Origin of the sequence: Actinoplanes solisilvae, from assembly GCF_003999975.1 — a bacterium.
Classification (GTDB): domain Bacteria; phylum Actinomycetota; class Actinomycetes; order Mycobacteriales; family Micromonosporaceae; genus Actinoplanes; species Actinoplanes solisilvae.
The window spans coordinates 165,620-178,198 of record NZ_RJAC01000005.1; the positions used below are offsets into that span (position 1 = coordinate 165,620).

The 12,579-nt window shown below is 70.4% G+C and carries 7 protein-coding genes; 2 read left to right on the forward strand and 5 right to left on the reverse strand.

The window, feature by feature from the left end:
• Positions 1–4 precede the first annotated feature (4 nt).
• Genes EER30_RS16470 through EER30_RS16480 form a run of 3 tightly spaced genes read right to left on the reverse strand, consistent with a single transcriptional unit; the run spans position 5 to position 4,784 of the window.
• Entirely contained in the window at positions 5–2,443 is a 2,439-nt protein-coding gene (locus EER30_RS16470) for a transglutaminase TgpA family protein (RefSeq protein ID WP_127501328.1), read from the reverse strand.
• Positions 2,440–3,738, reverse strand: a complete 1,299-nt coding sequence (locus EER30_RS16475) for a DUF58 domain-containing protein (protein WP_127501329.1) — start codon at positions 3,736–3,738, stop codon at positions 2,440–2,442. The genes EER30_RS16470 and EER30_RS16475 overlap by 4 nt, the downstream gene beginning before the upstream one ends.
• A 2-nt stretch (positions 3,739–3,740) precedes the next feature.
• The gene (locus tag EER30_RS16480) at positions 3,741–4,784 is read right to left on the reverse strand and encodes an AAA family ATPase (protein ID WP_127501330.1); all 1,044 of its coding nucleotides are present in this window, start codon (positions 4,782–4,784) and stop codon (positions 3,741–3,743) included.
• Positions 4,785–5,077: 293 nt separating this feature from the next.
• Here EER30_RS16480 and EER30_RS16485 point away from each other — a divergent pair, with 293 nt between their 5' ends.
• Both EER30_RS16485 and leuS read left to right on the forward strand, forming a co-directional pair.
• Positions 5,078–7,945, forward strand: a complete 2,868-nt coding sequence (locus EER30_RS16485) for a M36 family metallopeptidase (RefSeq protein ID WP_240670059.1) — start codon at positions 5,078–5,080, stop codon at positions 7,943–7,945.
• A gap of 183 nt (positions 7,946–8,128) precedes the next feature.
• The gene (leuS, locus tag EER30_RS16490; RefSeq protein WP_205650262.1) at positions 8,129–10,936 is read left to right on the forward strand and encodes a leucine--tRNA ligase; all 2,808 of its coding nucleotides are present in this window, start codon (positions 8,129–8,131) and stop codon (positions 10,934–10,936) included.
• Between the two features lie 160 nt (positions 10,937–11,096).
• Here leuS and EER30_RS16495 read toward each other — a convergent pair whose 3' ends face one another.
• Together EER30_RS16495 and EER30_RS16500 are read right to left on the reverse strand one after the other, a co-directional pair.
• The gene (locus EER30_RS16495; RefSeq protein WP_127501332.1) at positions 11,097–11,828 is read right to left on the reverse strand and encodes a TVP38/TMEM64 family protein; all 732 of its coding nucleotides are present in this window, start codon (positions 11,826–11,828) and stop codon (positions 11,097–11,099) included.
• A gap of 36 nt (positions 11,829–11,864) precedes the next feature.
• Positions 11,865–12,575, reverse strand: coding sequence for a type 1 glutamine amidotransferase (locus tag EER30_RS16500; protein ID WP_127501333.1), 711 nt, complete (start codon positions 12,573–12,575; stop codon positions 11,865–11,867).
• Positions 12,576–12,579 lie beyond the last annotated feature (4 nt).

Here is a 12,579-nt window from a genome sequence, read left to right on the forward strand (position 1 = left end):
CGGGTCAGCGGCCGCGGTGGGGCAGCAGCCGCCGGGGGCTGGCTTTGGCCAGCAGGTCCCGGAGGCGGCCGCCGAAGGTGACGAGGCGGGTGGATGCCTCGCCCAGGCCGAGGCGCCAGCGCATCAGCACCGACGGGGGCATCAGGACGGCGGCGATCCGCGTACGGCGGTTCGCCGATCTTGAGAGGCCCCTACGCACCTGGCCCAGGGCCGCCGTCAGCTCGCCGCCCTGCAGCGGCTTGCGGGCATAGCGGGCCCGTTCCTCGGCCGAACCCAGCAGCGTGGCCGCCGACGCTGGCTCGTCGAGCAGGACGGCGTCGGTGATCAGGCGCTGGGCGGTGACCCGGGGGGTCTCGGTCGGGTCGATGGGGATGCGGAAGTCGATCATCGTGTCCATCAGCTCGTCCCACGCCGCGTGGGCATCGGCCCGGGCCTTGACCGTCTCGGCCGTCACGACGATGTCGTCGGGGCCGCCGAGCCGGGTGACCTTGGGTTCCTCGCGCGCCGTGGCCGCATGCCGGTGTTTGCGCACCAGCACCCGCCGCAGGGCCGGGACCAGCAGGAGCGCGAGCAGCAGGGCGGCCAGCGCGATGATCAGCAGGGCGGTGCCGGACAGACCGCTCGATTCCGAACCGGTCGAGCCGGACGCCGACTGGTCGCTGAAGTCGGGCCGGTCGGGCCGGTCGGCTCCGGGAGCCGCCGCCGACGGGTCCGCTCCGGGGACCGCCGCCGATTCCGAGGCCGCCGGCGCTTGCGTCGGCAGGTCGATGTCGGGGGCGTAGTCGGAACGCGCCGCGCCGGCCACGCTCGCCGCGGGGGTCGCGTCGAACGGGATCCAGCCGAAGCCCTTGAAATAGATCTCGGTCCACGCGTGGGCGTTGCGGTTGGTGATGACGAACGTGTCGCCGTCGCGCTCGCCCCGGGTGAAGCCGAACGCCACCCGCGCCGGGATCCCGGCCTCGCGGGCCATCCAGGCCAGCGCGGCCGCGTACTGCTGGCAGTAGCCGGCCTTGGTCTGCAGGAACGACGCGATCTCGGAGCTGTTCGTCACCGGCTGCGTCGACAGTCGGTAGCTGAAGTTATTCTTGGAAGAGAAGTGGTCGTAGAGCGCGCGGACTTTGTCGTACTCGGTCTTCTTGCCCGCGACCAGGCCCTTGACCAGGTTGGAGACCGTCTCGTCCTCGGGGTGGGTGGTGTTCAGCCGCATGATCGGGTCGTCGGGGCTGAGCGGCTCGGCCTGACGCAACTGGGACTGCGAGTAACGGGCCCGCACATAGTCGAAGTTGTACTTCAGGCCCTTGGTCGAGCGGCGGCTCGAGTAGACGACCTGCTGGTTGTCGTCGAAGAACCAGCCGTTCTGCAGCCCGTCGATCCCGGTCGTGTTCTGGTAGAGCGGCAGCATGCCCTGAGCCAGGCTCTCGCTGACCTCGACCTCGGCCTTGTAGTCGGCGAAGGCGCCGCCGGCGGTCGACTGGCGCGGGTCGGGCAGGCCCTGCGCGACGTTCTCGCCGTTGGGTGAGCGGCTGCCGAAACCGTTGTTGTTGAGCTGGTCGGCGACGCCGAAGCGCAGGTAATAGGGCGTCTGCTCGGTGGTCTTGAGCCGCACCAGTTCGACCGTGGCTGTCTGGGTGAGCTGGCCGCTGAGCGAGGCGAACAGGTTGATCCGTCCGCCGCTGCCGTTGCCGGGCCCGACGCCGACCCCGGCGCCGTTCTGGGTGAGCCGCGAGAGCAGCCCGCCGCTGATCGTGGGGACGGCCAGCGGCACCAGCACGGCCGCGATCACGCCGATCACGCCGAGCCGGCGGCCGGCCGCGGCGAGCGGTGACGGCTCCCACACGTCGACGTCGCGCCCGTCGCCGGTGAAGCGGCGGCCGAATCGCCGTACGCGGTCGATGTTGTCGCTGACCAGGAGCCAGAGGAAACCGGTGGCGCCGATGATGAACGGCAGCACCGGGACACTGTCGACATAGACCGCGACCGGCACCGAATAGATCGCCAGCATCGGCAGGCCGGCCAGCGCGGGCTTGCGGGCCACCACGGTGAGCAGGTCGACCGCGATCGCGACCGAGCCGATGCCGAGCACCGTGACGAAGAGCAGGCCCTCGCGGTCGGGGACCGGAACGCCGTACGACCGGGTGTCCTGACCGGCCTGGCTGAACAGGTCGGCGAAGTGGCTGAACGTCGACGGCTGCGGGATGAAGAACTCGTCGCCGCTCGGGAAGATCCAGGTCAGGGTCAGCAGCAGCACCACGATCATGCTGAGTGCCTGGGCCCAGGCCGGGAAGCGCAGCGTACGGGCCCCGACCGCGGCGCCCGCGATCAGACCGACCGTGAACAGGCACTGCATCAGCCACGTGTAACCGTCGAAGATGGACGCGATGGGCGCGGCCGCGAGCAGGGTCGCCCCCGCCGCGACGAGCCCGAGACGACGCCGGCCGCTCATCGGTTCACCCCGCTCACGGTCTCGGCCATCGCCGCGCGCCAGGCGAAGCCGCTGGAACCGCGGGCCGCCGCCGGCCACAACGCGGGCAGTGTCGAGCCGTGCACGACCGGGACGGAACGCCAGCCGCTGTGCACCAGGGCCAGCGCCGCCGCGGCGTGTTCACGGTCGGATTCCTGCCGCTCGCCCGGGGGCAGGTTGACCCAGGTCGTGCTGTCGATGGCGAAGCCGATGCAGGTCGCGCCGTTGCCGCGCAGGCCGGCCAGCAGCTCGGCCTCGGGCACGGTGAGAGTGCCGAAGATGCCGATGACCAGGCCACCGTCGGAGCGGCGGCGGACCTGCTCGACGAGCACCGAGATGTCGCCGTTCTGGGCGGTCTGCACGTCGGCCAGGGTGTCGAGGATGATGCCCTCGCCGGCGATCTCGGTCGCGTCGATGTCGATGCCCGAGCCGGTTACGAGCCGCAGCTTGTAGCCGGCCTGGCGCAGGTGCATCGCGATGCTGGCGGTGGCCGAGACGGCCCACTCGAAGCTGGCCGTCGGGCCCTCGCCGCGGTGGGCGTAGACCCGGGTGTCGAGCACGACCGTCGCCCGGCTCTCCCACGGCTGCTCCTCGCGGCGCACCATGAGCTCGCCCGTGCGGGCCGTGGAACGCCAGTGGACGCGGCGCAGATCGTCGCCGCGCCGGTACTCCCGGGTGGCGGCGTCGTCCTCGCCGTGGACGGCGACCGACCGCGCACGGCTGTCGCCGGTGCCCGCGTACTCACCGGCCAGGCGCACCGCCGGAAGTGTGACCACCTGGGGAATCACCGTGAGCTTGTCGACGCTCGGGAACGAGCGGGTCAGTTCGCACAAACCGAACGGATCGGTCAGCCGGATGACCAGGGGGCCGATGGGGTATCGGCCTCGCACGTCGGCGCGGACCGTATAGGCCACGCTGCTCGCCTGGTGGGACCCGAGGCGCTCGAGCACCACCCGGGGGCGGCTGCCGAGCGCGTAGGGCAGCCGATCTTCCAGCAGCAGGGTGCCGGTGGGCAGTCGGGACATGTTCTGCAGACGCAGGATCACCCGCGCGCTCGAACCGACCGGGGCCCGGCCGGGATCGAGCGAGCGGGTGCACGCCAGCTTGTAGCGGCTGCGGCCGACGTAGGCCGCGGCCAGCAGCGGCAGCGCGGCCAGCAGGATCGCCACCCGCAGCAGGTCACGTTCGCCGAGGATGATCGCGGAGATGCCGGCCGCGGCCGCCGCGGCGAGGAACGAGCGACCGCGCGTGGTCAGTCCCCGCATGGCCTCCCGCATGCTCAGAGCCCCCGGGACTCGTACTGGGCGCCACCGGTGTTGCGGGTGTCGTACGGCGAGCGGTTGCGGTCGTGCGGCAGCGGCAGGCGGTGCACGATCTCGGCCACGATCGCGTCGGTCGTGCGCCGGTTGAGCTGCGCGTCGGCCGTAGGGATGATGCGGTGGGCGAGGACCGGCACGGCGAGCGCCTGCAGGTCGTCGGGCAGCACGTAGTCGCGGCCCTCGAGCGCGGCGACCGCCTTGGCCGTGCGCAGGAGTTGCAGCGTGCACCGGGGGGAGGCGCCGAGACGGATCTCGGGGGCCTCGCGCGTCGCGGTGACGAGAGCGATCGCGTACTGCTGGACGGCGTCGGCCGCGTGGACGTTACGCACGGTAGCGATCAACCGGCGTACGGTCGCGGCGTCGGCCACCGAGCGCAGGTCGCTCAGCGGGTCGTGGGCGCCGTGACCGCTCAGCATGGCCAGCTCGGCCCGCGGGTCGGGGTAGCCCATCGCGATGCGCGCGGTGAACCGGTCGCGCTGCGCCTCGGGCAGGGGGTAGGTGCCCTCCATCTCGATCGGGTTCTGCGTCGCGATGACCATGAACGGCGCCTGCAGCTCATAGGTCGTGCCGTCGACCGTGACCTGACGTTCCTCCATGCTTTCCAGCAGGGCGGACTGGGTCTTCGGCGAGGCGCGGTTGATCTCGTCGCCGACCACCAGGTTGGCGAAGACGGCGCCCGGCTTGAACTCGAAGTCGCGCGTCTCCTGGTTGTAGACGCTGACGCCGGTCACATCGCTGGGCAGCAGGTCGGGCGTGAACTGGATGCGGCGCACCGAGCAGTCGATGGACCGCGCCAGCGCCTTGGCCAGCTTGGTCTTGCCCACGCCGGGCACGTCCTCGATGAGCAGGTGGCCCTCGGCCAGCAGAACCGCCAGAGCGAGCCGGACGGTGGCGCTCTTGCCCTCGATGACCTGCTCGATATTGGCCATGATGGCTTGCGTCGCGTCGCGGAATTCGTCGCTCGGCATCGGTCCACCGGGCTCGTCCCAGGTCGGGGTTGTCACGGGCCTCCTCCAGGTCTGTGTGCGCGCCCAATAGTGGGCACCCGGGGCGAAAGATCACCGAAAAGCCGAGCACGCCGCCCCGTCACCACAGGTTAGCCCGATCACAGCAACACGCCGAGGTCGGCCAAGCCCCTGATTCGATAACCGTCAACCGGACATGAGTATCGGATAGGTAAAGAATCAGACATCGCTCTAGTTATATTTTCCGATGAGCAAGAGCATCAGCCATCGACGGGCCACATGAGTGAGGTGCGGTTCACGACCGCATCTGAGCCCGGTCGAGAGGGGCTGAATTGAGACCGTTATCCGTACCGTCCGCAACCCGGCGGGTGGGGGCGGCGGCCGCCGGCGTCTTCCTGCTGGCGGCGTTGCTGCCGGCTCAGGCACAGGCCGCGCCACTACCCGGCGCGGTGACCGGCGTCACCGGCGGCGAGGCACAGCGGCGAGCCGACTACGACAGCCGTGACAACCTGGTCGCCAAGGCGGCCGCCCAACCCACCGCCGCCCTGAGCCGCGCCGTCGTTCCGGCGCCGTCGGGCTCGGCGGTCAAGACCCTGCGTGACTCCCTCGGGGTGCAGGGCATCGTCGACATCGACCAGGCGACGGGCACCCCGCGCCGGGTCGCGAAGCTGGACGGCTTCCTCACCGGGCCCAGCAAGAAGAAGCCCGCCGCCATCGCGCTCGCCTACGTCAAGGCCCACCCCGAGGTCTTCGGCCTCGACGCGGCCGCCCTGGCGAGCCTGCAGCTGCGGCAGGACTACGTCGACGTCGAAGGCACCCACCACCTCAGCTTCGTGCAGGTGGCCGACGGCGTGCCGGTCTTCGGCAACGGCCTGAAGGCGCACGTGACCAAGGACGGCAAGCTCGTCCAGGTCGACGGCGCCCCGCTGCGGTCGGTTCCCGGCGCGGCCGGTGCCGCGAAGGTGACCGCGGCCGGCGCTCGCGCCACGGCCGTCAAGGACGTCTTCGGCACGTCGACCGCCAAGGTCACCAAGTCCGCGAGCGGGACGACCACCTTCAGCGACAACGGCAACGCCAAGCAGGTCTGGTTCCAGACCGCGTCGGGCCCGCGCCTGGCCTGGCAGACGATCGTCGTCGACGAGGGCTACGTCCACGTCATCGACGCGGCCAGCGGCGAGGTGCTCTATCGCAAGAGCACGGTCGCCAACGACACCGCCAAGACCTGGGAGAACTACCCGGGTGCGGCTCGCGGCGGCAAGCAGGCGACGGTCGACCTGACCGGCAAGGGCTGGCTGCCGAACAACGCGCGCGTGCTCTCGGGCAACGCCGCCCACGTCTGGTCGGACGTCAACGACAACGACCTGCCGGACGCGTCCGAAGAGGTCGGGCCGTCCGGGCTGCGCTCCTGGAACTACCCCTTTGACGACTTCAACGCCGAGGTCGGCGGGCTCTGCTCCACGGCGTACCCGTGCTCGTGGGACCCGGAGACGGTCAACTCGTGGCAGGTGAACCGCAAGCAGAACGCGGTGCAGCTGTTCGCGTTCCTCAACACCTACTACGACCACCTCAAGGCCAAGCCGATCGGCTTCACCCGGGCGGCCGGTAACTTCGAGGCCCGCGACGGCGACGCGGTGCAGGGTCAGGCGATGGACGGCGCGAACACCGCGAACGGCCTGCCCGACGGAGCTCACGTCGACAACGCCAACATGAACACCCCGCCCGACGGCATCCCGCCGATCATGCAGATGTACCTGCTGACGCCGAGTTCGGGTTCGGTCGCCGCCAACACCGGCGACGAGGCCGACGTCGTGTTCCACGAGTACACGCACGGTCTGTCCAACCGCCTGGTGGTCGACGCGAGCGGCAACTCGACCCTGAGCGCCCAGCAGGGCGGCGCGATGGGCGAGGCGTGGGGCGACTGGTACGGCTGGGACTACCTGGTCGCCAAGGGCCTCGAGAAGGACACCGCCAAGGCGGGCGAGATCCTGACCGGCAAGTACTGGACGGCCGGCGGGACGATCCGCAGCGAGGCGACCGACTGTGCGGTCGGTGCGAGCGCCACGGTCTGCCCCGGCACGCCCACCGCGGGCCCGGGCGGCTACACCTACGGCGACTACGGCAAGATCTACGGCGGTGGCCCCGAGGTGCACGCCGACGGTGAGATCTGGACCCAGACCCTGTGGGATCTGCGGGGAGCCATCGGCAGCGCCAAGTCGCAGTCGCTGATCACCCGGGCCATGGAGCTCTCGCCCAGCAACCCGTCCTTCCTGGACATGCGCAACTCGATCCTCGCCGCCGACCTGGTCGTCAACCAGGGTAAGAACGCCAAGACGATCTGGAAGGTCTTCGCCAAGCGGGGCATGGGCTACTTCGCCGCCTCGATCGACGGCGACGACGCCCAGCCGGTCGAGGACTTCTCGCTGCCGCCGTCGGCCAACACCCCGCGGGGCACGCTGACCGGCAAGGTCACCGACCAGGACACCGGTGCTGTCGTCTCCGGCCTGACCGTCGCGTTCGGCGGGCACGCCTCCGGCTTCGCCGGTGACTACCGGGCCACCACGGCCGCGGACGGCACCTACCGGATCACCGGGATCATCCCGGGCACGTACGCCAAGGTCTTCGCCCGCGGCGCCGGCTACGACATCGTCGTGAAGACGCTGTCGATCAACTCCGGGACCAAGAGCGAGAACTGGTCGGTCCGCAAGGACTGGGCGGCCTCCTCGGGCGGCGGCGCGATCCTCAGCGCCACCGGGCCCGACTACACCCCGTACGGATGTGGCCCGGCCCAGCTGATCGACCAGTCGCAGCAGGCCGGCTGGGGCTCGGACGTCGCCGACGGGGGACAGACCGCCGTGATCCGGCTCTCGGGCGCGGTGAACGTCTCCGAACTGGTGATCAACCCGTCCGCGACCTGTGGTGACGACCCCGACGCCTCGACCGGTGGCTACCGCGTCGAGACCTCGGTCGACGGCACGACCTGGGCGCTCGCCGCGAGCGGCACGTTCCCGGCCGGCACGGTCACCGCGACCCCGGTCGCGCTGGCCCCGGGCACGGGCGACGGCATCGGGTTCGTCCGCTACACGATGCTGACCACGCAGGCCCAGGACGCGGGTCTGTGCCCGGTCGGCCAGCCGCCGCAGGCCAGCGGCTGTGTCTTCCTGGACAGCACCGAGCTGGCGGTCTACGGGCCGGCGGCGTAACAAGCACCACCGCTGATACCGGTCGCCGCCTCAGGGCGGCGACCGGTATCATGTGGGGCATGGCTCGGCGCTTCCTGCTTCTTAGCAAGCCGTGCTGCCACCGCCCCTAGGCGGCACAGCACGGCGACCCCTCCTGCGTGAGGGGTTTTTTTGTGCCCAGCCACCTTCCAGACGAGAAGACGGATGCCGACGATGAGCGAGTCAGAGACCCCGAAGTTCCGTTACACCGCCGCGCTGGCCAACGAGATCGAGCCGCGCTGGCAGGCCTACTGGGCCGAGCACGGAACCTTCCACGCGCCCAACCCGGCCGGCGAGCTGGCCGACCCCGCTCACCCGCGGGCCGGCGCGCCCAAGCTGCACGTGCAGGACATGTTCCCGTACCCGTCGGGGTCGGGACTGCACGTCGGTCACCCGCTCGGGTACATCGGCACCGACAGCTACACCCGCTACAAGCGCATGGCCGGCTTCAACGTGCTGCACCCGATGGGCTTCGACGCCTTCGGGCTGCCCGCCGAGCAGTACGCGGTGCAGACCGGCACACACCCGGCGGTGACCACGGCGGCCAACGTCGAGCGCTACAAGGGCCAGCTGCGCCGGCTGGGCCTGGCCTACGACGACCGGCGGACGATCGCGACCACCGACCCGGACTACTACCGGTGGACGCAGTGGATCTTCCTGCAGGTGTTCAACTCGTGGTTCGACCCGGCGATCCGCAAGGCGCGCCCGATCTCGGCACTGATCGCCTCGTACGAGGACGGCACGCGGCCGACGCCCGGGAAGCCGTGGGCGTCGATGTCCCCGGTCGAGCGGCGCAAGCTGATCGACGACCACCGCCTGGCCTACGTCAGCGAGGCCCCGGTCAACTGGTGTCCCGGCCTGGGCACGGTGCTGGCCAACGAGGAGGTCACTCCCGACGGGCGCAGCGAGCGCGGCAACTTCCCGGTCTTCAAGCGCAGCCTGAAGCAGTGGATGATGCGGATCACCGCGTACGGTGACCGGCTGGTCGAAGACCTGGACACGCTGGACTGGCCCGAGCCGGTCAAGATGATGCAGCGCAACTGGATCGGCCGTTCGCGGGGAGCGCACGTCGACTTCACCGTCGACGACTCGACGATCACGGTCTTCACGACCCGTCCCGATACGCTGTTCGGCGCGACCTACATGGTGCTGGCGCCCGAGCACGAGCTGGTCTCCAAGATCGCCCCGGCTGCCTGGCCGGCGGGGACGAACGCCAAGTGGACCGGGGGAGCGGCCACGCCGGCCGAGGCGATCGCCGCATATCGGGCGGCGGCCGCGGCCAAGACCGAGGAGCAGCGCACCGAGGGCAAGGACAAGACCGGGGTCTTCACCGGGGCGTACGCGGTCAACCCGGTCAACGGCGTCAGTGTGCCGGTGTTCATCGCCGACTACGTGCTGTCCGGCTACGGCACCGGCGCGATCATGGCGGTCCCCGGCCAGGACGTCCGCGACTGGGAGTTCGCCGAGGTCTTCGAGCTGCCGATCATCCGTACGGTCAGGGCACCTGAAGGTTTTGAAGGTGCCTTCACCGGTGACGACGTGGCGATCAACAGCGACTGGCTGGACGGCAAGGGCGTCGTCGAGGCCAAGGCTGCGATGATCGCCTGGCTGGAACAGCACGGCCACGGCAAGGGCGCGACCACGTTCCGCCTGCGCGACTGGCTGTTCAGCCGGCAGCGCTACTGGGGCGAGCCGTTCCCGATCGTCTACGACGAGACCGGCCTGCCGATCGCGCTGCCCGAGTCGATGCTGCCGGTCGTGCTGCCCGACGTCGACGACTTCTCGCCGCGCACCTTCGACCCGGACGACGCGAACAGCGAGCCCGAGACGCCACTGTCGCGCAAGAAGGACTGGGTCGAGGTCGAACTGGACCTGGGCGACGGCCTGAAGACCTACACCCGCGAGACCAACACGATGCCGCAGTGGGCCGGCTCCTGCTGGTACGAGCTGCGCTACCTGGACCCGAACAACGACAAGGCCCTGGTCGACCCCGACAACGAGGCCTACTGGATGGGCCCGCAGCGCGACGGTGACTGCGGCGGCGTCGACCTGTACGTCGGCGGCGTCGAGCACGCCGTGCTGCACCTGCTGTACGCCCGCTTCTGGCACAAGGTGCTGTACGACCTGGGTCACGTCTCGTCCTTCGAGCCGTTCCGCAAGCTGTTCAACCAGGGCTACATCCAGGCGTACGCCTTCCGGGACGCGCGCGGCGTGATCGTGCCGGCCGAGGAGGTGACCGAGGTCGACGGCAAGCACTTCTACGACGGCGTCGAGGTCATCCGCGAGTACGGCAAGATGGGCAAGTCGCTGAAGAACGTGGTGACCCCCGACGAGATGTGCGAGCAGTACGGCGCCGACACCTTCCGGGTCTACGAGATGGCGATGGGCCCGCTGGACGTCTCACGCCCGTGGGAGACCCGCGCGGTGGTGGGGTCGCAGCGCTTCCTGCAGCGCGTGTGGCGCCTGGTGGTCGACGAGGAGACGGGCAACGTGCGCGTCGGCTCCGAGCCGCTGGAGCCGGCCGTCCGCAAGCACCTGCACCGTACGATCGCCGGCGTCCGGGAGGACCTGGACGAGCTGCGCTTCAACACGGCGATCGCCAAGCTGATCGAGCTGACCAACACGCTGACCCCGCTGCCCTCGGTCTCCCGCGAGGCCGTCGAGCCGCTGGTGCTGATGCTGGCCCCGTTCGCCCCGCACCTGGCCGAGGAACTGTGGGGCAAGCTGGGCAAGACAGGCACGCTGGCCTACTCGGCCTTCCCGGTCGCCGACCCGGCCCAGCTGGTCGCCGAGTCGATCACCTACCCGGTGCAGGTCAACGGCAAGGTGAAGGCTCGCGTCGAGGTGTCGCCGACGGCTCCCGAGACCGACGTGCGCGAGCAGGCCCTGGCCGCTGTGGCGGACTCACTGGCCGGCCGCACGCCGAAGAAGATCATCGTGGTCCCCGGACGCCTGGTCAGCGTCGTCGTCTGACGTTTCGTCGCGAAACCGCAGAAACCCGCCGTATCACTTACGGCGGGTTTCTTGCGTGCGCTTCATTCAGATGTACGAGGGCGCGAGCGCGTCGATTCCTTAGCGCACTCGCCCGGGGCGGAACCCGCCGCGACGCTACCGGTCACCCTCATGAAAAGGGTCAGGCAGCGGCCGTCTTCTTGGCCGAACGCTTCCACCACAGGACGATGCCGGTGGTGAGGGTGAAGCCGATCAGCGCGGGGGCCAGCGACAGCGGGCTCATCTCGCCCGGCTTCATCACCGCGGCGCCGATGACCGCGTAGGACACCGCGGACGGGATCGAGGCCAGCGTGGTGCCGAGCAGGTAGCGCTTGCGGCAGACGCTGGTGGTGCCGTAGGCGTAGCCGATCAGGCCGAACGGGGCCAGCGGCAGGAAGCGGACGAGCAGCACCGCCGAGAGGCCGCGGCGGTTGAGCCAGCCGTCGAGCCGCTCGAGCTTGCCGCCCGTGCGGGCCGAGAGGGCACCACGGCCGACCCAGCGGCCGGCGTAGTAGGTCGCGGCGGCGGCGATCACCGCGGCGGCCAGAGCGGTCGCCGCGCCGGTCGCCGCGCCGAGGAGGGCGCCGCAGGCCAGGGTGATCGCCGTGCGGGGGACCAGCACCGAGAGGAGCAAGCCGCCGACGACGGCGATCGCCACGGCCGCGGCCGGGCCGAGCTGGGCGAACTTGTCGGCGATCTCGGACACGGGGAGGACGGCGGCGGCGGTGGCCACGCCGGCCACGATCGCGCCGAGAATGCCGAAACGGGTCAAACGGCGCTTCCAGGTCATCGGAGTCGCCCGCTGCGAGGGCTGAGGAACCTGAGGGGCCGCCGCGAGGGTCGCGCCCCGCGGGGCGATCAGGATGTCAGTCATGCAGTGTTACCGCCCATGGCTCGTCGGATCAGAGGATCAGGCTCCCGCCGCCGCGAGTCTCTCGGCTCGCAACCGGTCGGGCCAGGTGTCGTCAACGGGGGAAAGAGTATCCGCGCCGATTGCCCAACGCAGTAGCAGATCGGCTATAGCTGGGTTGCGGGCGAGCGCCGGCCCGTGAGAGTAAGTGCCCAGGATCTTCCCGTGCCATGCTCCCTCGGTTTGACCGTCGTTGCCAATTCCGGCGGTCACCCGGGCCAGCGGGGCGACGCCCGGGCCCAGGTGGGTGCGGCCGCCGTGGTTCTCGAAACCGCTCAGCGGGGGCAGGCCCAGCCGGGGGTCGATGTCGCCGCGGATCTCACCGACCGCGCGGGTCTCGCCGCGGTCGGAGTGCAGGTCGAGAAGGCCCAGGCCGGGGCATTTGGTGCCCTTGGCATAGAACGAGTGGCCGAAGAGCTGGTAACCGGCGCAGATCGCCAGAACGGCCGCGCCCTGGTTGACGGCACGGTGCAGGCCGCCGTCGTTGATCAGGCGCTGGGAGGCGAGGGCCTGCGGGCCGTCCTCGCCGCCGCCGATCAGGTAGATGTCGGCGCTGGAGGGCATCGGCTGGTCGGAGCGCACCGAGTAGGTCTCGACCGGGATGCCGCGCATGGCCGCACGGCGGGCGAGGATGAGCAGATTGCCGCGGTCGCCGTAGGTGGAGAGCAGGTCCGGATAGATCCAGACGATGCGCAGGGTGCTGTCGCTCATGATC